This is a genomic window from Kaistia sp. MMO-174 (genome assembly GCF_037147815.1).
In the GTDB taxonomy this organism is placed as follows: domain Bacteria; phylum Pseudomonadota; class Alphaproteobacteria; order Rhizobiales; family Kaistiaceae; genus Kaistia; species Kaistia nematophila.
Genome location: NZ_JBBCUO010000001.1, coordinates 843,451 through 865,341, shown reverse-complemented (window position 1 = coordinate 865,341; position 21,891 = coordinate 843,451). Strand labels below are relative to the sequence as shown.

Genomic DNA, 21,891 nt, shown 5'->3' with positions numbered 1-21,891 from the left:
ATGTACGGCAATTGTGAGAATCGAGGAGATCGCTCAGGTGAAGGTCTATCCAACTGTGCGTCTTGGCGCATTCCGGCCCCTGCGAATCGTTCTAAACGCGCTGGCCGTGGCTGCCCTGGCGGCCGCCATGCCGGGTGCGGCGTCCGCGCAGGGCGTCTCCAAGGGCATGCATGGCGACTGGGAGACGCGCTGTGACAAGCCCCCGGGCGCGCAGGGCGAAGTCTGTTCGATGATGCAGTTCGTGACGGCCGAGGACCGCGACAATGTCGGCCTCTCCGTCATCGTGCTGAAGACGGCCGACAAGAAGTCGAAGGTGATGCGCGTGCTGGCACCGCTCGGCGTGCTGCTGCCCTCCGGCCTCGGCCTCAAGATCGACCAGAACGAGATGGGACGCGCCGGCTTCGTCCGCTGCCTGCCGGACGGCTGTCTCGCCGAGGTGATCCTCGACGACGACCTGATCGGCAAGCTGCGCAATGGAAAGACGGCTACCTTTGTCATCTTCCAGACACCGGAAGAAGGTATCGGCATCCCGATCTCGCTGAACGGCTTCGGCCAGGGCTTCGACGCCCTCCCCTGACGCGCAAAGGACGGAACCATCATGGCCCGCATCGAGACGATGGAAACGCTGCGGGCCATCTATGGAGCGCCGAAGCCGCGCTCCGTCGCCAAGCAGCTCGACCACATCGACCGGCACTGCCGGTCCTTCATCGCGCTGTCGCCGTTCGTCGTCATCGCCACGCAGGGGCCGGACGGCCTCGGCGACGCGACGCCGCGCGGCGACCATCCGGGCTTTGTCGGCGTGGCCGACGAGAAGACGCTCGTCATCCCCGACCGCGTCGGCAACAACCGGATCGATTCCCTCGCCAACCTGGTCGAGCGGCCGGGCGTCGGCCTGCTGTTCCTGATCCCCGGCGTCGACGAGACGCTGCGCGTCAACGGCGTCGCGGCGATCGACGACGACCTCGCGCTGCGCACCGCGCACATCGCCGAAGGCAAGGTGCCGGCGACCGTGCTGGTGATCACGGTGCGCGAGGCCTACCTGCAATGCGGCAAGGCGGTGATGCGCTCGAAGCTCTGGGCCGAGGAAAGCCGGATCGACCGCGGCCTGCTGCCGACCATGGGCGAGATGCTCAAGGACCACACGCGCTCCGGCGAGCCTGCCGAAACCCAGGCCGAGATGCTCGCCCGCTACGCGACCAGCCTCTACTGAGGCTGCTTCCCAGAACTCGATCATCATCCTGAGGTGCCCGGCAAAGCCGGGCCTCGAAGGAGGGCATTGGAGTCCTGAAGGGTGCCCCTCAGGCCTCCAGCTTCACGCCGAGGCCCTGCATCGCTTCCCAGTAGGTCGGATAGGTCTTCGCGACACAGCCGGGGTCGAGGATGGTGATGCCGCCGATCTTCAGGCCGGCGAGCGCGAAGCTCATGGCGATGCGGTGATCCGAATAGGTGGTGATCTGGGTCGGCAGCGTCTGGCCGGCGAGCGAGGGATCGGAAGCGACGATCAGGTCGTCGCCCTCCTCCGTGCCGAGCCCAGGCCGGATGCGCGACAGCTCGGTCGCCACCGCCGAAACGCGGTCGCATTCCTTGACGCGCAGATTGGCGATGCCAACGAAGCGCACCGGCGTGTTGTTGAAGGCGGCGAGCACGGCGATGGTCGGAACCGCGTCCTGCATCTGCGAGCCGTCGATGACAGCCGGCAGGTTCGGGAACATGGCGATCACCTCGCGCGCCTTGGCGTCCGGCTGCGTGAACGCGTCCGAAGGCACGCCGAGATCGATGCTGCCGCCGGTCAGCACTTCCGCCGCCCAGAGATAGGTGGCGGCCGAGGCGTCGGGCTCGATGACGAAGTCGGTCGCGCGGTAGCCGGTCGGCTGCACGCGCCAGCTCGCCGCGTCGATCTGCTCGACCACGCCGCCGAAGGCGCGCATCGCCGCGATCGTCAGGTCGACATAGCCGCGCGCGCCGATCTCGCTGCCGGTCAGCGCCACCTCGATCGGGCCGTTGCCGAAGGCAGCCGCCATCAGCAGCGCCGAGACATACTGGCTCGAAAGGCCGCCATCGATTTCGACGCGGCCGGTCCCGAAGGCGCCGTTGCCATGCACGGTGACGGGCGGATAGCCACCGGTGTCGCTGGCGTCGATGCCGAGCGAGCGCAGCGCCTCGACCAGCGGGCCGATCGGCCGCTTGCGCATATGCGCGTCGCCGTCGACGACGACGGTTCCCTCGACCAGCGTCACCGCCGCCGAAAGGAAGCGCATCGCCGTGCCGGCATTGCCGAGGAACAGCGGCTCCGCGGGCGGGTTGAGGCGGCCGGTGCTGGTGACGATGAAGGTCGTGTCGTCGGGCTCGTCGACCGTGACGCCCATGGCGCGCAGGGCGCCGGCCATCAGCTTGGTGTCGAGGCTCTTCAGCGCGCCGGTCAGTCGGCTGGTGCCCTTGGCGAGCGCCGCGAGCAGCAGCGCGCGGTTGGTGATCGACTTCGACCCGGGTGGGGTGACGCGGCCGTTCAGCGGGCCGGACACCGGGATGATCGTCAATGCCTGCCTGTCCAGACCGAATGCCGTCGCCATGCTCTTTCCATCCTCTTTCGGCGGGTCGCGGCGCAGCAGACTCTTCGAAGAGCGTGCCGGCCAGCGTTTTCCGTCCTGTGTTCCGTGCCGCAGCGTATGGGCCATTCGGGGGGCGAAAGGCAATGGGGGACGGCGCAAGGATGGTCCTCGACAAGCTCCCGGCGTCGGATCAATCTCCGCCCATTCCAGCAAAGGTGCATCGTCATGAAACTTTTCCCCCTCCTGATCCTGACGAGCCTCGGCCTGACGGCGGCGATTCCCGCGCACGCCGCCAGCTTCAACTGCGCCAAGGCAACCGCGCCGGACGAGATCGCCATCTGCCAGGATCCGACGCTCTCGGAACGCGATACCGAGATGGCGGCGCTCTGGTTCGCGTATAACAAGGTGCCGATGCTGATGGGCGCCAATGCCGCGCGCCGCGACGCCGCGGCGGATTTCCTCAAGCTCCGCGCCGCCTGCGGCGGCGACACCGCCTGTCTCGGCCGGGTCTACGACGCCCGCATCGCCGCGCTCAGGGCCGAGATCTCGCTGGCCATGGACGCGCTCGCCGGCCAGCAATAGGCACTGGCCCATCGGCAAGGGGGTGCGAAAGCGCGCGCGATCTCCTATTTCTGCACTTCAGATTGAATTCCGGAGCTTGCCATGGCCGATGAACATCTTTCCATTCTCGCGCGCGCCGGCCTCGACCGCGACGAGACGCGAACCGTCGTGGCCGAGGCGCTCTCCGGCGCCGACGATGGCGAACTCTATCTCGAATACGCGCAGTCCGAGGGCCTCGTCTTCGACAATGGCCGCCTGTCGGGCGCGAGCTTCGACACGCGCCAGGGCTTCGGGCTCCGTGCCGTCGCCGGCGAAGCCGTCGGCTATGCGCATGCGGGCGAAGTCTCGCTCGACGCCATCCGCCGCGCCGGCGAGGCCGTCGCCTCGGTGAAGCGCGGCCATGCCGGCACGCTGGCCGAGCCGCCGCAGGGCACCAACCGCATCCTCTATACCGACGAGAACCCGCTCGGCAGCCCGAGCTTCGCCGAAAAGGTGAAGCTCCTGGAGGCGATCGACGCCTATGCCCGGAGCCGGGATCCGCGCGTCCGCCAGGTGAGCGCCTCGCTTGCCGGCTCGTGGCAGGTGGTGGAGATCCTGCGGCCGGACGGCGTCTATCGTCGCGACGTCCGCCCGCTGGTGCGCGTCAGCGTCTCGATCATCGCCGGCGAAGGCGACCGCCAGGAACAGGGCTCCTACGGCATGGGCGGGCGCGAGGGCTTCGGCCAGTTCGTCGCCAGCGACAGCTGGCATCACGCCGTCGACGAGGCGCTGCGCCAGGCGCTGGTCAATCTGGAGGCCGTCCCCGCCCCTGCCGGCACCCTCGACGTCGTGCTCGGCCCCGGCTGGCCGGGCGTCATGCTGCATGAAGCGGTCGGCCACGGCCTCGAGGGCGATTTCAACCGTCGCGGCGAAAGCGCCTTTTCCGGCCTGATGGGCCAGCAGGTCGCCGCCCGCGGCGTCACCGTCGTCGACGACGGCTCGATCCTCGACCGGCGCGGCTCGCTCTCCTTCGACGACGAGGGCACGCCGACCCAGGCGACGACGCTGATCGAGGACGGCATCCTCGTCGGCTACATGCAGGACCGCCAGAACGCGCGGCTGATGGGAATGAAGCCGACCGGCAATGGTCGCCGGCAGTCCTATGCCCATGTGCCGATGCCGCGCATGACCAACACGATCATGAAAAGCGGCAAGGACGACCCGGCCGAGATCCTCGGCTCGGTAAAGAACGGCCTCTACATGGTCGCGTTCGGCGGCGGCCAGGTCGACATCACGAGCGGCAAGTTCGTCTTCGCCTGCACCGAGGGCTACAGAATCGAGAACGGCAAGATCGGCGCGCCGGTGAAGGGCGCCATGCTGATCGGCAACGGGCCGGACGCGATGAAGCGCGTCTCCATGGTCGGCAACGACATGGCGCTCGATCTCGGCATCGGCACCTGCGGCAAGAGCGGCCAGGGCGTGCCGGTCGGCGTCGGCCAGCCGACCATCCGCATCGACCAGATCACGGTGGGCGGCACGGCGACCTGATCGCCGCGCCCCTCCACGCCTCGCAAAGGATCAGCCCGCCGCGCGAGCGGGTTCGGGCTCGATCCGCGACAGCACCACGAACAGGCCGCAGGCCGCGACGGCGAAGCCGGCCATGCTGATCGCCATGGCGCTGCCACCCAGAACCGGCACCAGCGCGGCGACGATGGCGGACGAAATCGCGCCGACGGCCATCTGCGCCGAATTCAGCACGGCCGAGGCAAAGCCGGCGAGATGCGGCATCGGCTGCAGCGCGCGGTGCGAGCTGTTGGGCAGGATCAGCCCGGTGCCGAAATTGCTGGCGATCAGCAGCGCCACGACCAGCCAGACGCTGAGCATCCCCGTCAGGCTGACGACCAGGAGCAGCGCGACGGCCGCCAGCATGATGGCGAAACCGGCCGCCATCGTCCTGCCGTCGCTGACGCCCCTGCCAACCAGGCGGCTGTTCGCCATCGTGCCGGCCATCATGCCGAGCACGGGGATCGCGAACAGATAGCCATAGGTCGCGGCGGAGACGCCGAGCACGTCCATGAACAGCATGGACGAGCCGGAGATGAACGAGAACATCACGCCGAAGCAGAGCGCGCCGAGTAGCCGAAGCCGGTCGGATGGCGCAGCACCTCGCCATAGCTGGCGAGCAGATGGCGCGGAGCCAGCGCATTCGGATTGCGCGCCCGGATGCTCTCGGCAAAGCCGAAGATGACGGCGGCGAGCAGCACGAGGCCGGCGCCCGCCATGGCGACATAGACGCTGCGCCAGCCGAAGCTGACGAGGATGATCGCGCCGAGCGTCGGCGCGATCATCGGCATCAGGCCGAGGATCAGCATCACGTAGGAGAGCTTCCGCCGCGCCTCCATGCCTTCATAGAGATCACGGACGATGGCGAGCGCCAGCACCGAGGCGGAGGACGCCGCGAAGCCCTGCACCAGCCGGCCGGCGAGCAGCACCGACAGCGTCGGCGTGAGCGCGCAGATGGCGGAACTCGCCAGATAGACCAGCAATCCGGCGACCAGCACCGGACGCCGGCCGAAACGCTCGGAAAGCGGGCCGTGCAGCAGCGGACCGAGCGCATAGCCGATCATGAAAAGGCTGAGACTGACGGCGACCGCCGCCTGAGTCGTGCCGAGGGCCTCGGCCGTCGCGCCATAGGCCGGCAGGGCGATATCGGTCGAGATCGGCGCCATGGCGGCGAGGCCCGCCAGCAGCACCGTGAAGGCGACTGAATTCGGTTTCAGCATCAGGGTCATCCGGAACGGCCATCCGGCCGTAGGTGGGATCGGAAGCGCCGATCATCCTTGCCAAGGGATCAGCGCCCGTTCCGGGTATCCGTCCTCAAAGCCTGAAGTGACGTAATCGCAATTTCGTCACTTATCAAGAAGCTTCCGCAGCGCGGCGATCAGGAAATCGAGCATTTCCGCCAGCCTCTGCGCCAGGGCAGGCTGGTCGAGCTGACGGAGGAGCAGTGGATGGGTGACGCCTTCCAGGCAATTCAGCACGACGCGCGCCGTCGTCGCCGCGTCCGCGACAGCGAAGCTGCCATCCGCCATGCCCGCCTCGACGATCGAGCGGACCGCGCCGCTCAGCCAGGCATGAAAGGCCCGGATTTCTTCCGCCTCCGTCTCCAGGCCCTGGACGACGAGGTCGAAGACATAGGGATTGCCCTCCATGTTGCGGAGGTGCCCGGCGAGCAGGGTCTCGCCGAAGCGGCGAAGCCGTTCGGCCGGCGGCAGTGCGGTCGGGATCGCCGTCAGGGCCTGTTCGATCAGGCCGAGATGGATGGCGCCGATCGCGTCGCCGAGCGCCATCTTGGAGGGGAAGTGCTTGAAGACATTGGCGGGCGACATGCCGAGCGAAGCGGCGATGTCGGCGATCGAGGTCTTGGCATAGCCGGCGGAACGGAACAGTTCCTCCGCCCTGGCCAGGATTTCGGCCTGCGTCTCGGCGGCGCTACGCCGACGCCGCCGCGCGGCCAGCGCCGGCGGGGTCGCCGTCATGGATAGAGCCGTTCGCGGCTCCATCCGCCTTCGCCCGGAACCTCGCGGCGGAACACGACGCGGTCGTGCAGGCGGAAGGCGCCGTCCTTCCAGAACTCGATCTGCGTCGGCTTGATGCGGAAGCCGGACCAGTGCGGCGGACGCGGAATCTCGCCGACGGCGTGCTTCGCCGCCAGCGCCGCGACCGCCTTTTCCAGCGCGAATCGGGATTCGAGCGGCTGCGACTGTTTCGAGGCCCAGGCGCCGAGCCGGCTATGGCGCGGCCGGGTCGCGAAATAGGCGTCGGCCTCGGCATCGGTCACCGGCTCGACGGGGCCGCGAACACGAACTTGCCGACGCAGGCTCTTCCAGTGGAACAGCGCCGCCGCCTTGGGATTGGCGAGGATCTCCTGTCCCTTGGCGCTGCCATAGTTGGTGTAGAAGACGAGCCCGCTCTCGTCGAAATCCTTCATCAGCACCATGCGCACGTCCGGAAGGCCGTCGGCGTCGACGGTGGCGAGCGCCATGCCGTTCGGATCGTTCGGCTCCGAAGCCTCGGCCTCTATCAGCCAGGTGGCGAAAAGGGCGAACGGATCCGTCGCGGCGGTGAAGTCACTCATCCTTAATCATCTTTTCCGATGCTGCGATCCGCAGGGCGTCCGCCGAGGATCATTCGTGCTGCTACGGGAAAGACATACATCGACCGGACGGCAAATGACCAGACAAGACGGGATCGACCGGGAATGCGAATGATTGGCCGAATAGGACCGATCATGCTGTGCGCAGGACTGGCGGGCTGCGGCCTGACGCCGGGCGGCCCGGAGCCCGACATCGACACCACGACCACCGGCTCGATCGCCCCCGCCGCGACGACGGCCGCCACGCCGCCGCAACGCAGCGTCGTCGAGGCCGTGGCTCCCTCCGACTGGGAGCATATCCGCCTCACCGCCTCCACCTTCATCTCCGCCGCCGCCAATGGCGAGATGATCGACTGGACCAATCCCGACACGGGCTCGAACGGCACGCTGTCGCCGGTCCGCACCGCCCATGCCGAGCCGGACGGCCGCCAGTGCCGCCCCTTTGCGCTGACCGTCAGCGACGTGCGCGGCATCCGCCGCTACAAGGGCGATGCCTGCCGCGCGCCGGATGGCATGTGGCAGCTCTTCGAAGTCGTTCCCGAAGACAGCGCGCTTCTCTAAAGTTCGAGCGATTCGAGGCGATTGGAATCAATTCCTAGCCTCCCTATGTTATGGAGAGTTCCGGTGCCGCCATTTGGGCCGGGACGAATCCTGCCCTTAGAGGGGGTTTCCCATGCGTGATCCATACCAGGTGCTCGGCGTCGACAAGAAGGCGACGGCGGCCGAGGTGAAGAAGGCGTTTCGTCGTCTCGCCAAGAAGCACCATCCCGACCAGAATCCGGACGACTCCAAGGCCCAGGAGAAGTTCTCGGAGATCAATTCCGCCTACGAGATCCTTGGCGATGCCGACAAGCGCGGTCAGTTCGACCGCGGCGAGATCGATGCCGAGGGCAAGCCGCGCTTCCAAGGCTTCGAGGGCTTCGACCCGCGCGGCGGTGCCAGCGCCGGCTCCGGCGCGCACAGCTTCCGCTGGTCGTCGAGCGGCGGCGGCGCCGACGACATACTGAACGACATTTTCGGCGGCTTCGCCGGCCAGGGCGGCGGCTTCAGTGGCTTCGGCGGCGGCGGCCAGACCGGCGGATTCTCGAGCAGTTCGCGCGCCTCGTCGCAGGCCCGTTCGCGCGGCGAGGATGTTTCCGCCACCGTCGCGGTGACGCTGGAACAGATCGCGCGCGAGGAGAAGGTGCGCGTCGAACTGCCGACCGGCCGCACGCTCGAAATCGCCATTCCCGCCGGCACCCGGCCGGGTCGGGTGATCCGGCTGCGCGGCCAGGGCTGGGCAAGCCCGACGGGCGGCCAGTCCGGCGACGCCATGGTGACGGTCGAGTTCGTGCCGCATCCGCTGTTCAAGGTCGATGGCGACGCGCTGCGCCTTGATCTGCCGGTGACGCTCGACGAGGCCGTCCTCGGCGCCAAGGTGCGGGTTCCGACCCTGACCGGATCCGGCACGATGACGATTCCCGCCCATTCCGATGGCGGCCGCGTCATGCGGCTGAAGGGCAAGGGCCTGCCGACCGCCGTCGGCGGCAATGGCGACCTGCTGGTCGCGCTCAAGATCATGCTGCCGACCGAAATCGATCCCGAGTTCGAGGCGATGATGCATCGCTGGCGCGACAAGAAGTTCTATACGGCGCGCGGTCCCGAGTTCGAGGGATAATCCCCCTGCCCTTCTACGGGCGCGGCGCGGCGGCGCGGCGCAGGCGATCGACGATCGCCTCGCCGAGGCCCGTCGTCGGGATCGGCGCGACCGCGATGGTGGCGGCCTTGCCGTCCAGTTCGCGAAGCGCCGAGAACAGTCGCGCGGCCGCCTCGATCAGGTCGCCGCGCGGGCTCAGATTGATCGTCACGGCCGCCTTGTCGGCGCCCGGCGGCAGGCTGTGGCCGAAGGCGAGCAGCGCCTCGCCCGGCAGGACCGTCCCGACATCGAGGCGGACCATCGCGCCGGGGGCATAGTGCGACGCCAATTGTCCCGGCGCCGTCGGAGCCTCGGGATCGGCGAGGTCGACGATGTCAAGGGACATGCCCGCCACCGCCTCGATCTTGTCACGCGGCAGGCCGCCTGCCCTGAGCAACGCCAGCCCGGTCGGGGTCGCCGCGACGATGGTCGATTCCACGCCGACATGGCTGGGGCCGGCGTCGAGCACGATCGAGACGGCGGAGCCGAGATCGGCGACGACATGCGCCGCCGTGGTGGCGCTGACATGGCCCGAGCGATTGGCGCTCGGCGCCGCCACCGGTCGCCCGAACGCCTTCAAGAGCGCATGGGCCGCCGGATGCGACGGCATGCGCACGGCAAGCGTATCGAGCCCGGCCGTGGCGAGATCGGAAACGCCGGCCTCGGCGCGCTTCGGCAGGACCAGCGTCAGCGGACCCGGCCAGAAGGCCTCGGCGAGACGGCGCGATACCGGATCGAACTGGACGAGCCGCTCCGCCGCTTCGAGATCGGCGACATGCGCGATCAGCGGGTTGAAGCTCGGGCGCCCCTTGGCGGCGTAGATTCGGGCCACCGCCTCGCCATTCGTGGCGTCCGCCGCCAGGCCGTAGACGGTCTCGGTCGGCATGCCGACGAGTTGTCCCGCCTCCAGGGCTGCGACCGCTTCGCGCAGGGCTGCGGGGTCCTCGGCCGGACGGATATTGGCGGAAAGTTGCGTGGCCAAGCCGGCCTCCAGGAACCAATTGCTGTGGAAATGGCCAGAAGGACCGCCACGGCCGGCCAGTCAAGCCGAATCGACGCCACGTCCGGGCGACACTTGGCCCCGGCGCCGGACCGCCGCATTTGTAGGCATTTTTGAACATACACTTTACTTCGCGACAGTACCTGTCCAATGCTCCTCCCCCAAAGCTGCAGGGGAAGGCGGGACGGATGAGCGAAAGCATGAGTTTGCCGATCAGCATCGAAGCGAAGGGCGGGATCACCGTCATTCGGTTCGACAGACCGGAAACTCAGAACGCGCTGACGGCCGAGATGCTGGCCACGATTTCCGATGCTCTGGTGCTTGGCGAGCGCGACGGACGCAACAAGGCGTTCGTCATGGTGGGATCGCCGGGCGTATTTTCCGTCGGCAACGATCTCCGCGAGCTGATCCAGTTCGCCGACGAAGGACGCATCGACGAGAGCATCGTCCGCTTCCTGAAGACGCTCGCCACCATCGAGAAGCCGCTGATCGCCGCCGTCGACGGCCTGGCGATGGGCATCGGCGCCGCCATCCTGCTGCATTGCGACTATGTCGTCGCCAGCGAGTGGTCGTCCTTCGAATCGAACTGCGTCGAGCTAGGCCTGATCCCGACCGGCGCGGCGACCCTTCTCGGCGCCAGCGTCATGGGCTACCAGCGCGCCTTCGAATTCCTCGTGCTCGGCGAACGCTTCGACGTCGAGCGCGCCTACCAGGCCGGCATCGTCAACCGCATCGTGCCGGCGGACGACGTCGAACGGGCGGCGCTCGCGGTCGCGCGCAAGCTCGCCGGCCGCTCGATGGAATCGGCCGGCATGACCCGCCGCCTGATGCGCGGCGACCGGCGCGAGGTGCTGGCCCGCATAGACCAGGAAATCGCGCAGATAGAGCTGGCCGAGCTGCGGTCCCGTGCGGTCCTCGATCGCGGAGAAGCCGAGCGCCGTCAGACGGGCGGCCAGATCGTCGGGCTTGAAGAAGGTGACGAAGGGCTCGCCGAGGCTGGCGGTGCGGCCGGCGAGCGTCGTGAAGGCGAGCCGCTGCAGCAGGCTGAGCTTGTCCGGGATCTCGGCATAGTCGAAGACGACCTCCGAGCCGCCGACGACGCCTTCTGCGCCATGCGTCCGCCCGGCCACCATGCCGAGCCGGACCGCGCCATGGGCTTCTGCTTCTTCAACCAGGCGGCGATCGCCGCTCGCCACGCCCAGCGCGGCCACGGCGTCGGGCGCGTCGCAGTTGTCGACTGGGACGTGCATCACGGCAATGGCACGCAGGCGATCTTCTGGGACGATCCCTCCGTGCTCTATGCCTCGACGCACCAGATGCCGCTCTATCCCGGCACCGGCGCGGCCTCGGAGAGGGGGGCCGGCAACATCGTCAACGCGCCGCTGGCGCCGGGCGCCGATGGCGAGGATTTTCGCGCCGCCTTCGATGGCTCCATCCTGCCGGCGCTGGAGCGCTTCGCGCCGGAACTCGTCATCATCTCGGCCGGCTTCGACGCCCATTCGCGTGACCCGCTCGCGCAGCTCGAACTCGTCGAGGCGGACTTCGCCTGGGCGACGGACCGGCTGATGGATTTGGCCGACCGCCACGCGCATGGCCGCATCGTCAGCATCCTCGAAGGCGGCTATGACCTGAAGGCGCTCGCCGCCTCGACCGCTGTCCACGTCGAGGCGTTGATGCACGCCGGCTGACGCCCGGCACGGCTTGCATCACGACGCCCTTTGGCCGAAAAGGTTGGCCGCGCAAATCCGGAGACCCGCTCATGTCCGACGTCCAGACCGCCCTTGATGGCCTCTCCTTCGAGAAGGCCCTGGCCGAGCTCGAGACCATCGTCGGCCATCTCGAGCGCGGCGACGTCCCGCTCGAGGAATCGATCAAGATCTACGAGCGCGGCGAGGCGCTGAAGAAGCATTGCGAGGCGCTGCTGAAGCAGGCCGAAACCAAGGTCGAGAAGATCCGCACTGGCGGCAACGGCCAGGCGACCGGCACCGAGCCGCTCGACGTCGAATAGCGGCGACGCGTGCGCGGGCCCGTTCGCTGAACAATCCGTCGCCGCGACCGCGCCTTTCGGCTGATACTGCGCCTCTCCATTATCGGTGCGAACCGAACGCGAAGGAGATTGCCATGAGCCGCTTGCCCGACATCGACCCGGTTTTCGGCGACGCCGCCTCGGCCGACGCCATCGAACTCGTCGTCGTGCCGCGTTCCGTCGATATTGGCGGCTTCGCGGTCAAGCGCGCCCTGCCGACCATCAAGCGGCGCATGGTCGGGCCTTTCATCTTCCTCGACCAGATGGGCCCCGGCGAATTTCCGGCCGGCGAAGGGCTCGACGTGCGGCCGCATCCCCACATCGGCCTCGCGACCGTCACCTATCTCTTCGATGGTGAGATCATCCACCGCGATTCGACCGGCGTCGAACAGGCGATCCAGCCGGGCGACGTGAACTGGATGACCGCCGGCCGCGGCATCGCCCATTCCGAGCGCTCCAGCCAGGAATTCCGCCGCCGCGCCAACGACCGGCGGATCGGCGGCCTGCAAACCTGGGTGGCGCTGCCAAAGGACCAGGAAGAGGTCGCCCCAGTCTTCCATCACCATGCCCGCGCCGACCTGCCGGTGATTACCGGCGACGGCGTCGATCTCCGGCTGATTGTCGGCTCCGCCTATGGGGAGACCTCGCCGGTGAAAACCTTCTCCGACACGATCTATGCCGACGTGCTGTTGCAACCGGGAGGCCGGCTGCCGATCGACGCCGATCATGAGGAGCGGGCGCTCTACATCTTCGAGGGCGAGATCGAGATCGCGGGCGACGTGTTCGAGGCGGGTCGGCTGCTGGTGCTGCGTCCCGGCGACCGGATCAGCCTGACCGCCCGCGCGCCGACGCGGCTGATGCTGGTCGGCGGCGCGCCGATGGACGGGCCGCGCCACATCTGGTGGAACTTCGTCTCCTCGTCGAAGGAGCGCATCGAGCAGGCCAAGAACGACTGGAAGTCAGGCCGCTTCGACAAGGTCTTTGGGGACGAAAGCGAGTTCATTCCCCTGCCGGAAGGGCCGTAGGGCGAAATCTCACCCTACGCTCGGCGTCATCCCGGGCGAAGACCCGGGAACCATTCAGCCGGGTTAAAAGGCGTTTCGTGCTCGGCAGGCTTCGGCTGCATGGATCCTCGCCTGCGCGAGGATGACGGCGAGCTTGTGGAGACAACCGTCTACCCTGGCCTGCGTCCCTCAGAGGAACACCGGCTCCTCGACCAGTTGCACGCCGAATTTTTCCAGCACGCCGTCCTTGATCCGCGTCGCCAGGGTGGTGATCTCGGCGGCCGAGCCGCCGCCGTGATTGACGAGGATCAGCGCGTGGCGGTCATAGACGCCGACATGGCCGAGGCGGATGCCCTTGAAGCCGCTCTGCTCGACCAGCCATGCGGCCGAAAGCTTGACCTGACCGTCGGGCTGCGGATAGCCGCCGAGCTTCGGATAGTCCGCCTTCAGCGCCTCGTGCTTCGCCGCCGCGACGATCGGGTTCTGGAAGAAGCTGCCGGCATTGCCGATCACCGCCGGATCGGGGAGCTTTCGCCCGCGCACGGCGACGACCTCGTCGAACACCGCCTGCGGGCTGGCGTCGGTGGCATTGGCGAAGATCGCGGCAATGTCGGGATAGGTCAGCACCGGTTGCCAGGGACGCGGCAGGCGGAAGCGCACGCCGGTGACGACATAGCGGCCCGGATGATGTTTGAAGACGCTGTCGCGATAGGCGAAGGCGCAGTCATCCCCGCCGAAGGCGACGAACTCTCCGGTCTCGATGTCGAAGGCGCGCAGGCTTTCGAAGCGATCCTGCAATTCGATGCCGTAGGCGCCGATGTTCTGCACCGGCGCGGCCCCCACGGTGCCGGGGATCAACGCCAGGTTCTCGAGCCCAGGATAGCCCTGGGCGAGCGTCCAGCGGACAAAATCGTGCCAGGTCTCGCCGGCGGCGGCTTCGACGATCCAGGCGTCTTCCCTCGCCTCGACCAGCCGGCGACCGGCGCTGCGCATCAGCAGGGTGACGCCATCGAAGTCCGCGCTCAGCACGATGTTGCTGCCGCCGCCGAGGAGCCGGCGCGGCAGGTTCCGCAGTTGCGGATCGGCCAGCGCCGAGACGAGATCGGCCTCGGAGCAGATCTCGACCGCATAGCGACTGCGGGCGTGGAAGCCGAAACTGTTGCAGGCGTCGAGCGGATAGTCGGTCAGAATCTCGTGCATTCTCATCCTGCGGCGAAGGCAAGCGAAACATGCCTTCCTATGACGGATTGCTGCGGCGGCGTCGACCGCCCGCTAGCGCATGTCGCGGAGCATGCCCTTTGCCAGGCCGTGATAGAGCGATTCCGGGGCGAGAATGCGGGAGACGCCATAGCCGATCACCGAGGCGCACATCACCGGAATAACGTTGGAGGTGTCGCCGGTCATTTCGAGGATGATGACGAAGGCGGTGATCGGCGCCTGCACCACGCCAGCGAAATAGCCCGCCATGCCGAGCAGCGCCGCGATGCCGGCGGGGCCGCCAAGCGCCACGCCGATCAGGCTGCCGACGCCGGTTCCAACCGCCAGCGACGGCGCGAAGATACCGCCCGGAATTCCCGAAAGCGAGGAAAGTAGGGTCGAGGCGAGCTTGGCCGGCGCGAAATACCAGGGCAGCACGCCGCCCTCGACGGCGATCTTCGCCTGCTCGTAGCCGGTGCCGAAGCTGATGCCGCCAGTCACGATGCCGATCAGCGCGACACCAAGACCGCAGAGCCCGGCGACCAGCAATGTGCGTGGCAGCGGCCTGGCCGAGTTCCAGCGCCGGAGCGCCAGCGTCCCGCGCAGCATCAGGCTGGAGAAGAGCGCCCCGGCCGCACCGCCGAGGATGCCGCAGGCGGCGACGAGCACCCAGCCCTGCAGGCCGACGACGATGTCCGAGGTCGAGCCGAAATAGCTGTAGTTGCCGACGAGGCCGAGCGAGACGAGGCCGCCGATGATGACGGCGGAGAGGACGAGGCCGCTTGTACGCAGCTCGAACGATCGGCTCATTTCCTCGATGGCGAAGACGATGCCGGCTAGCGGCGTGTTGAAGGCGGCCGAGATGCCGGCGGCAGAGCCGGCGAGGATCAGCCCGCGCTCGCGCCCCATCCGGCCGATCTCGCCGGCCTTCAGCATGATCGACGCGCCGATCTGCACGGTCGGCCCCTCGCGGCCGATCGAGCCCCCCGAGGCTATGCCGATCAGGGTCAGCAGGATCTTGCCGAAGGCGACCCGCAGCGACAGCAGCTTATCGCGGTTCGCCGGGTCGGTCAGGTGGCGGGCGGCGATCGCCTGCGGAATGCCGCTGCCCTGCGAACCGGGAAACACGGTGCGGGCGAGATGCGCGCAGACGAGGAAGCCGAGTGGCGTCAGAACGAGCGGCACCCACCAGCCAAAGCCCAGCAGCCGGTGGAACACCGACTGGCTCCAGTCGGCGCTATAGGCGAAGGCGACGCTGACGAGGCCGGTCGCCAGCGCTCCCAGCCAGAAGACGAGGCGCCGGCGCCAGATCGTGGTCGAAAGCCAGAGCCGCCGGGGCCGGCGCATGAACCGTCGCTGTCGCAGCACGCTGTCATCCGTCCATCGTTCGGCGCGCCGGACGAGCGGCGCGCAAAAGTCCTGGCGACAGGCACGGATGCCCGCCGCCGCGATGCAGGCGTCAGGCGCCCGTCAGAGGGACATAGTCGATCTCGAGGAACGACTCCACCTCGGGAATCCAGCGGTCCCTGACGAAGGCGACATGGACCGGGTGGTCGTTGTAGCCGGCATAGGCCGCTTCGTCGGCAAACTCCATCGAGAAGCCGAAATCATAATCGTTCTTGCGGCTGACCTGGCGAAGCTGCTCGAATCGCTCGACGCCGGGGATCTCCGCAAGCACCAGCGCCTCGGCCAGAAAGCCCTGCTCTGCTTCGGAATCTTTCGCGTGCTTCAACCGGAAGACGACGGTGTGCCGGATCATGCTGTTCCCTCGAATGCGTGATGCGGCCACAGTAACGGCCACGGACCCGCGCGCAACCACGCGGGATTTGGCCGCGCCTTTGACTGGCCGCGCGCGTTGCCACTCGCGGCTGCGTCGTGTAACCGTGCCCCGTTCATGTAACAGTCACGCTCGATAGATGACCGGCAAGCTCGATACGCCCCTTCTCGATACCGTCGCAACGCCCGCCGACCTCCGCAAGTTGCCGGAGAGCGCGCTCGCGCAGCTGGCGGCGGAACTGCGCGCCGAAACCATCGACGCCGTCTCGATCACCGGCGGCCATCTCGGCGCCGGCCTTGGCGTCGTCGAGCTGACGGTGGCGCTGCACTACGTGTTCGACACGCCGGCCGACCGGATCATCTGGGACGTCGGCCACCAGGCCTATCCGCACAAGATCCTGACCGGCCGCCGCGACCGCATCCGCACGCTGCGCCAGCCGGGCGGCCTTTCCGGCTTCACCAAGCGCTCCGAGAGCGAATACGACCCGTTCGGCGCGGCGCATTCGTCGACGTCGATTTCGGCCGGCCTCGGCATGGCGGTGGCGCGCGACCTTTCCGAGGGCGACAACGCCGTCGTGTGCGTGATCGGCGACGGCGCCATGTCGGCCGGCATGGCCTACGAGGCGATGAACAATGCCGGCGCGCAGCGCTCGCGGCTGATCGTCATCCTGAACGACAACGACATGTCGATCGCGCCGCCCGTCGGCGCCATGTCGGCCTATCTGGCGCGCCTCGTCTCCGGTCGCGCCTATCGCTCGTTCCGGGAGGCGGCGAAGCAGCTTGCCCGCAAGCTGCCGCGCTTCTTCCACGAGAAGGCGAAACAGACCGAGGAATATGCCCGCGGCTTCTTCACCGGCGGCACGCTGTTCGAGGAACTCGGCTTTTATTATGTCGGCCCGATCGACGGCCACAATCTCGACCACCTGCTGCCCGTGCTGCGCAATCTGCGCGATGCGCCGGAAGGCCCCATCCTGCTGCATGTCGTGACGCAGAAGGGCAAGGGATACGCCCCGGCCGAGGCGGCCGCCGACAAGTATCACGGCGTCAACCGCTTCGACGTCATCACCGGCAAGCAGGCCAAGGCGACGCCGAACGCCCCGAGCTACACGCGCGTCTTCGCCGAGGCGCTGGTCAAGGAGGCCGAGGCCGACGACAAGATCGTCGCCGTCACGGCGGCGATGCCGTCCGGCACCGGCCTCGACCTGTTCGGCCAGGCCTTCCCGACCCGCACCTTCGACGTCGGCATCGCCGAGCAACACGCCGTCACCTTCGCCGCCGGCCTCGCCACCGAGGGCTACAAGCCGTTCTGCGCGATCTATTCGACCTTCCTGCAGCGCGGCTATGACCAGATCGTTCATGACGTGGCGATTCAGAAGCTGCCGGTCCGCTTCGCGATCGACCGCGCCGGCTTCGTCGGCGCCGACGGCGCGACCCATGCCGGCTCGTTCGACACCGGTTTCCTGACGGCGCTCCCCAGCATGATCGTCATGGCGCCGTCCGACGAGGCAGAGCTGGTGCACATGATCGCGACTTCGGTCGCCATCGACGACGCGCCCTCCTCCTTCCGCTATCCGCGCGGCGAAGGCGTCGGCATCGACATGCCGGAACGCGGCGAGGTCCTGCCGATCGGCAGGGGGCGCATCGTCCGACAGGGTTCCAAGCTGGCGATCCTCTCCTTCGGCACCCGCCTGAAGGACGCCATGAAGGCGGCGGAGGAGCTCGACACCTACGGCCTGTCGACCACGGTCGCCGATGCGCGATTCGCGAAGCCGCTCGATACGCGCCTCGTGCTTGACCTGGCGCGCAATCACGAAGTCGTGATCACGGTCGAGGAAGGCGCCACCGGCGGCTTCGGCGGCCAGGTGCTGGCCTTCCTGGCCGGCGCCGGCGCCTTCGATCGCGGACTGCGCATCCGCACGCTGGTGATGCCGGACGAGTTCATCGACCACGACAAGCCCGAGGCAATGATTGCTTCCAGCGGCCTCGACGCGCGCGGCATCGTCGCCACCGTGTTCGAGGCGCTCGGCCGCGGCGACGAGGCGGCGGCGATCCGGCTGGCCTGAGCCGGCCCCGTCGCCCGCCCGATCGACCGGTGCGCGCGGCAGTCCGCCGCGCTTTCAAACTTTGCGGTGCGGGGCTATCTCTGCGCCATGATCAAGCGCATCGCCCTCTCCCTCCTTCTCGCCGCCTCGCTGGCCGCTCCGGCGCTCGCCGACGTGACCGCCGGTCCCCTGGTCATCCGCGAGGCGTGGGCGCGCGCGACTCCGCCCGGCGCCCGCGTCGGCGGCGGCTACCTGACGGTGAAGAACACCGGCGCCGAGGCCGACACGCTCGTCTCGGTCGCTTCGCCGGTCGCCGAGAAGACCGAGCTTCATCTGATGAAGACCGAAGACGGCGTCATGACGATGCGTCAGGCCAGCGAGGGTGTCGAGATCCCGGCCGGCGGCTCCCTGACGCTGGAGCCCGGCGGCTACCACGTCATGTTCATCCGCCCGAAGACGCCTTTCGTCCAGGGCGAGACCGTGCCGCTGACGCTGACCTTCGCCAAGGCCGGCGCGGTCGAGGTCACGCTGACCATCTCGCCGATCGGCGCCGCCGGCCCGGCGAAGGACCATTCGATGCACGACATGCATTCCGGGGACGCCGCGCAATGACCGATGCGAGCAAGAAGGGCGGCAACCGCAACACGCTGCGGACCATCCGCTACGTCCTGTGGGGCCTGGTCGCCGTGGCCGTCATCGCCATCGCCGGCTTCGCCTTCATGCCGAAGACGGGTCCCGGCCTGCAGCTGAGCGCGATCGGCGGACCATTCTCGGTCGTCGACCAGAAGGGCCAGCCCGTCACCGAGGCGGCGCTGAAGGGCCACCCCTCGGCCGTGTTCTTCGGCTTCACCTTCTGCCCCGATGTCTGCCCGACCACCCTGTTCCAGGCGACGCAGTGGCTGAAGCAGCTCGGTCCCGACGGCGACAAGCTCAAGGTCTATTTCGTCACCGTCGACCCGGAGCGCGACACGCCGGAGCAGATGAACAACTATCTCCAGGCCTTCGATCCGCGGATCATCGGGCTCACCGGCAGCCGGCCGCAGATCGACGGCATCCTGAAGGCCTACAAGGTCTATTCGAAGAAGGTCGGCGACGGCGAGGATTACACGATGGACCACTCGGCCTCGGTATACCTGCTCGATTCCAACGCCAATTTCGTCGGCACCGTGGACTACCACGAGAAGGACGAAACGATCATGGCCAAGCTGAAGCGTCTCGTCGCCGGCTGATACCGCCGTGTGGCGACGGTGGCGATAGGCCACCCTGCGCCGGCGCCAATCCTGCGCGCCGACGCCAATTCTCGCTGCGGCCGGATCAGGCGTTGTCCGCCCAACACGCTCGCCGTCATCCCTGCGAAAGCAGGGATCCACTGGCCGGGTTGCCGGCCGCGCGAGTCGCGACGCCATGCTGCGGGCCTGAGGCGGCATGGATCCCTGCTTTCGCAGGGCTGACGGCCTGTGGTGCGGGGGGCCTCGATACGCATCCTTGCCCGAGTTCAACCGGGGCGGCGCTGCCGCCTCGGCGCGCGCGGACCGGCGGCCGGAGCCGCGCCAACGGCGCCCTCTGTTCGATGTGTTTGCAGCCGGATCAGACGCTGCCCACCCAACACCCCCGGCCGTCATCCCTGCGAAAGCAGGGATGACGGCCGGGGGTGCGGAGGGTTTAGAGCCCGCATACTGAAACATCGTCCGTACCCACCCCACACGCCCTTTGCCCCCCGCCCACCCTCGCAAGGCATCCTTCCATTCCCCGCTTCCCATATCCCCTCCCCCAGGATAGGATATTGACATGAGCCACGCCCAGAACCCCGAAATCATGCAGCGGCTGCGCCGCGCCTCCGGCCATCTCGCCAGTGTCATCACCATGGTCGAGGAAGGCCGCGACTGCCTGCTGATCGCCCAGCAGATGCAGGCGGTGATCAAGGCGATCGAGAGCACCAAGCGCACGCTGATCCATCACCACATCGACGAGCATCTCGGCGCCGCCGCCAGCGCCCTGCCGGCGGACGAGGCGCGCGCGCTCGTCTCCGAGATCAAGGAAGTCAGCAAATATCTTTGAGACCGGCCGTTCCGGCGCGCCCGGACCGATCGCCGGCAGGAGCAGCCATCATGAACGCAACGCAAAGCCTCGGCGGGCACGACCACGTCTTTCTCGGCGCGTCGCATGACCGCAACCAGCGCCGGACGATGATCGTCGTCGCCATCACGGCCCTCACCATGGTGGCAGAGATCGTCGCGGGCTACGCCTATGGCTCGATGGCGCTGCTCGCCGATGGCTTCCACATGTCGACCCATGCCGGGGCGCTGCTGGTCGCGGCGCTCGCCTATCGCTTCGCCCGCCGCCACGCGCACGATCCGGCCTTCACCTTCGGCACCGGCAAGGTCGGCGATCTCGCCGCCTTCGCCAGCGCCGTCATTCTCGGCATGATCGCCTTGCTGATCGCCGTCGACGCGGCCTGGCGGCTGACCTCGCCGGTCGAGATCAGTTTCCGCCCGGCGATCGCCGTCGCCGTCATCGGCCTCGCCGTCAATCTCGTCAGCGCCGCGCTGCTGCATGAGAGCGACGCGCACGGCCATAGCCATGCGCCACACGCCCATGACCATGACCATGACCATGACCATGGCGATCACGACGACCACGATCATCATCATCACCACGCCCATGGCGCGGCGCGCGACCACAATCTGCGCGCCGCCTATCTGCATGTCGTCGCCGACGCCGCGACCTCCGTGCTCGCCATCGCGGCGCTGCTGGCCGGACAGCTCCTCGACTGGGTCTGGCTCGATCCCGCCGTCGGCATCCTCGGCGCCGTGCTGATCGCCAGCTGGTCGATCCAGCTGATGCGCGACAGCGGCCGCATCCTCGTCGACACGGTTCCCGACCCGAAGCTCGCCGCCGCCATGCGCGCCACGATCGAGCGGGACGGCAGCCGCGTCACCGACCTGCATCTCTGGCGCGTCGGCCCGGGCCACAACGCTGCAGTGATCAGCCTCGTCTCGGCCAATCCGGCTTCGCCCGAAACCTATCGACACCGGCTGTCCAATCTCGGCCGCCTGTCGCATGTGACGGTCGAGGTCGAGCGCGCCCGGCCCGGCTGAGCCGCTCGCGGGCGCGTTGCCTGGCATTTCATGCTAGACGACGCCATCCGGCCACCGCCCGGATGGAGAACGAGCGCATGACGCAGAACATCTACGACAATCCGGCCTTCTTCGAAGGCTACAGCCAGTTGCGCCGCTCCGTCGAAGGCCTCGCCGGCGCCGCCGAATGGCCGGCCATCCGCGCGCTCCTGCCCGACCTCGCGGGCCTGCGCGTCGTCGATCTCGGCTGCGGCTATGGCTGGTTCTGCCGCCATGCCCGCGAACAGGGCGCGGCCTCGGTGCTCGGCCTCGACGTGTCGGAAGCGATGCTGGCCCGCGCCGGCTCGATGACCGCCGACCCGGCGATCCGCTACGAGCGCGCCGATCTCGAGACGCTGGAATTGCCGGAGGCGGCCTTCGATTTCGTCTACAGCTCGCTGACGCTGCATTACATCGAGGACCTGCCGAGGCTGCTGGCGGCGATCCACAAGGCGCTCGTCCCCGGCGGCAGGCTCGTCTTCTCGATCGAGCACCCGATCTACATGGCGCCGACGAATCCCGGCTGGGGGATCGATGCCGAAGGCCGCCGCACCTGGCCGATCGATCGCTACAGCGCCGAGGGTCCGCGCACGACCGACTGGCTCGCCAAGGGCGTCATCAAGCATCACCGCACCATCGGCACCCAGTTGAACGCGATGATCCGGCAGGGCTTCACCATCACCCATTTCGAGGAGTGGGGACCGACCGACGCCGAAATCGCGGCGGAGCCTTCGCTCGCCGAGGAGCGCGATCGGCCGATGATGATGCTGATCGCCGCGCACCGATAAGCCCCGTCCTCGCCCGCCTGCG

The 21,891-nt window shown here is 68.1% G+C and carries 23 protein-coding genes and 2 pseudogenes; 16 read left to right on the top strand and 9 right to left on the bottom strand.

Annotated elements, in window-relative coordinates:
• Nucleotides 1–100: 100 nt before the first annotated feature.
• Both WFK98_RS03795 and WFK98_RS03790 read left to right on the top strand, forming a co-directional pair.
• Nucleotides 101–577, top strand: coding sequence for an invasion associated locus B family protein (locus tag WFK98_RS03795; protein WP_420909652.1), 477 nt, complete (start codon nt 101–103; stop codon nt 575–577).
• A 21-nt stretch (nt 578–598) separates the two neighbouring features.
• Entirely contained in the window at nt 599–1,210 is a 612-nt protein-coding gene (locus WFK98_RS03790) for a pyridoxamine 5'-phosphate oxidase family protein (RefSeq protein ID WP_336799325.1), read from the top strand.
• An 88-nt stretch (nt 1,211–1,298) separates the two neighbouring features.
• Here the strand turns inward: WFK98_RS03790 and WFK98_RS03785 are convergent, their stop codons facing one another.
• Entirely contained in the window at nt 1,299–2,570 is a 1,272-nt protein-coding gene (locus tag WFK98_RS03785; RefSeq protein WP_266339808.1) for a 3-phosphoshikimate 1-carboxyvinyltransferase, read from the bottom strand.
• A 204-nt stretch (nt 2,571–2,774) separates the two neighbouring features.
• On the opposite strand from WFK98_RS03785, the gene WFK98_RS03780 reads away from it, so the two are divergent.
• Nucleotides 2,775–3,131, top strand: a complete 357-nt coding sequence (locus tag WFK98_RS03780; RefSeq protein ID WP_336799324.1) for a lysozyme inhibitor LprI family protein — start codon at nt 2,775–2,777, stop codon at nt 3,129–3,131.
• A gap of 81 nt (nt 3,132–3,212) precedes the next feature.
• Nucleotides 3,213–4,637, top strand: coding sequence for a metalloprotease TldD (gene tldD / locus WFK98_RS03775; protein WP_336799323.1), 1,425 nt, complete (start codon nt 3,213–3,215; stop codon nt 4,635–4,637).
• Nucleotides 4,638–4,667: 30 nt separating this feature from the next.
• Here the strand turns inward: tldD and WFK98_RS03770 are convergent, their stop codons facing one another.
• From WFK98_RS03770 to pdxH, 4 genes are all read right to left on the bottom strand, one after another.
• Nucleotides 4,668–5,204, bottom strand: a complete 537-nt coding sequence (locus tag WFK98_RS03770; RefSeq protein ID WP_336799322.1) for a hypothetical protein — start codon at nt 5,202–5,204, stop codon at nt 4,668–4,670.
• A complete protein-coding gene (locus WFK98_RS03765) occupies nt 5,201–5,872 on the bottom strand; it encodes an MFS transporter (RefSeq protein WP_336799321.1) in 672 nt (223 codons plus the stop codon). The genes WFK98_RS03770 and WFK98_RS03765 overlap by 4 nt, the downstream gene beginning before the upstream one ends.
• A 126-nt stretch (nt 5,873–5,998) precedes the next feature.
• A complete protein-coding gene (locus WFK98_RS03760; RefSeq protein WP_336799320.1) occupies nt 5,999–6,628 on the bottom strand; it encodes a TetR/AcrR family transcriptional regulator in 630 nt (209 codons plus the stop codon).
• Nucleotides 6,625–7,227 carry a pyridoxamine 5'-phosphate oxidase gene (gene pdxH / locus WFK98_RS03755; RefSeq protein WP_336799319.1) on the bottom strand — a complete coding sequence of 201 codons (603 nt, stop codon included), beginning with the start codon at nt 7,225–7,227 and terminating at the stop codon, nt 6,625–6,627. The genes WFK98_RS03760 and pdxH overlap by 4 nt, the downstream gene beginning before the upstream one ends.
• 153 nt (nt 7,228–7,380) lie before the next feature.
• Here pdxH and WFK98_RS03750 point away from each other — a divergent pair, with 153 nt between their 5' ends.
• Together WFK98_RS03750 and WFK98_RS03745 are read left to right on the top strand one after the other, a co-directional pair.
• Nucleotides 7,381–7,806 (top strand): RT0821/Lpp0805 family surface protein, encoded by a 426-nt coding sequence (locus tag WFK98_RS03750; protein WP_336799318.1) that lies wholly within the window; start codon nt 7,381–7,383, stop codon nt 7,804–7,806.
• Between the two features lie 112 nt (nt 7,807–7,918).
• Nucleotides 7,919–8,902, top strand: a complete 984-nt coding sequence (locus tag WFK98_RS03745; RefSeq protein WP_266339801.1) for a DnaJ C-terminal domain-containing protein — start codon at nt 7,919–7,921, stop codon at nt 8,900–8,902.
• Between the two features lie 13 nt (nt 8,903–8,915).
• On the opposite strand, the gene WFK98_RS03740 is transcribed toward WFK98_RS03745, so the two are convergent.
• A complete protein-coding gene (locus tag WFK98_RS03740) occupies nt 8,916–9,902 on the bottom strand; it encodes an L-threonylcarbamoyladenylate synthase (protein WP_420909643.1) in 987 nt (328 codons plus the stop codon).
• Nucleotides 9,903–10,108: 206 nt separating this feature from the next.
• On the opposite strand from WFK98_RS03740, the pseudogene WFK98_RS03735 reads away from it, so the two are divergent.
• From WFK98_RS03735 to WFK98_RS03720, 4 genes and pseudogenes are all read left to right on the top strand, one after another.
• Nucleotides 10,109–10,750, top strand: a pseudogene (locus WFK98_RS03735) (enoyl-CoA hydratase-related protein); the annotation flags it as partial.
• 261 nt (nt 10,751–11,011) lie between these two features.
• Nucleotides 11,012–11,608: pseudogene (locus WFK98_RS03730) on the top strand (histone deacetylase family protein); the annotation flags it as partial.
• Nucleotides 11,609–11,679: 71 nt separating this feature from the next.
• Nucleotides 11,680–11,928 carry an exodeoxyribonuclease VII small subunit gene (locus WFK98_RS03725; protein ID WP_266339798.1) on the top strand — a complete coding sequence of 83 codons (249 nt, stop codon included), beginning with the start codon at nt 11,680–11,682 and terminating at the stop codon, nt 11,926–11,928.
• A 113-nt stretch (nt 11,929–12,041) separates the two neighbouring features.
• The gene (locus WFK98_RS03720) at nt 12,042–12,971 is read left to right on the top strand and encodes a pirin family protein (protein ID WP_336799317.1); all 930 of its coding nucleotides are present in this window, start codon (nt 12,042–12,044) and stop codon (nt 12,969–12,971) included.
• A 168-nt stretch (nt 12,972–13,139) separates the two neighbouring features.
• Here WFK98_RS03720 and murB read toward each other — a convergent pair whose 3' ends face one another.
• The 3 genes from murB to WFK98_RS03705 form a co-directional block, all read right to left on the bottom strand.
• Nucleotides 13,140–14,150 (bottom strand): UDP-N-acetylmuramate dehydrogenase, encoded by a 1,011-nt coding sequence (gene murB, locus WFK98_RS03715; protein WP_336799316.1) that lies wholly within the window; start codon nt 14,148–14,150, stop codon nt 13,140–13,142.
• Nucleotides 14,151–14,222: 72 nt separating this feature from the next.
• A complete protein-coding gene (locus WFK98_RS03710) occupies nt 14,223–15,494 on the bottom strand; it encodes a chloride channel protein (protein ID WP_266339950.1) in 1,272 nt (423 codons plus the stop codon).
• A gap of 112 nt (nt 15,495–15,606) precedes the next feature.
• Nucleotides 15,607–15,906, bottom strand: coding sequence for a Dabb family protein (locus WFK98_RS03705; protein WP_266339795.1), 300 nt, complete (start codon nt 15,904–15,906; stop codon nt 15,607–15,609).
• Nucleotides 15,907–16,063: 157 nt separating this feature from the next.
• On the opposite strand from WFK98_RS03705, the gene dxs reads away from it, so the two are divergent.
• The 6 genes from dxs to WFK98_RS03675 all read left to right on the top strand — a co-directional run bounded on the left by dxs (nt 16,064) and on the right by WFK98_RS03675 (nt 21,869).
• Entirely contained in the window at nt 16,064–17,986 is a 1,923-nt protein-coding gene (gene dxs / locus WFK98_RS03700) for a 1-deoxy-D-xylulose-5-phosphate synthase (RefSeq protein WP_336799315.1), read from the top strand.
• A gap of 87 nt (nt 17,987–18,073) precedes the next feature.
• Complete coding sequence (locus WFK98_RS03695; protein WP_336799314.1) at nt 18,074–18,577, top strand: copper chaperone PCu(A)C; 504 nt, start codon at nt 18,074–18,076, stop codon at nt 18,575–18,577.
• Nucleotides 18,574–19,194 carry an SCO family protein gene (locus WFK98_RS03690; protein WP_277614311.1) on the top strand — a complete coding sequence of 207 codons (621 nt, stop codon included), beginning with the start codon at nt 18,574–18,576 and terminating at the stop codon, nt 19,192–19,194. Before WFK98_RS03695 ends, WFK98_RS03690 begins: the two co-directional genes overlap by 4 nt.
• 559 nt (nt 19,195–19,753) lie before the next feature.
• Nucleotides 19,754–20,023, top strand: a complete 270-nt coding sequence (locus tag WFK98_RS03685; protein WP_266339791.1) for a metal-sensing transcriptional repressor — start codon at nt 19,754–19,756, stop codon at nt 20,021–20,023.
• Nucleotides 20,024–20,073: 50 nt separating this feature from the next.
• Complete coding sequence (gene dmeF / locus WFK98_RS03680; RefSeq protein WP_336799313.1) at nt 20,074–21,063, top strand: CDF family Co(II)/Ni(II) efflux transporter DmeF; 990 nt, start codon at nt 20,074–20,076, stop codon at nt 21,061–21,063.
• Between the two features lie 77 nt (nt 21,064–21,140).
• Complete coding sequence (locus tag WFK98_RS03675) at nt 21,141–21,869, top strand: class I SAM-dependent methyltransferase (RefSeq protein ID WP_336799312.1); 729 nt, start codon at nt 21,141–21,143, stop codon at nt 21,867–21,869.
• Nucleotides 21,870–21,891 lie beyond the last annotated feature (22 nt).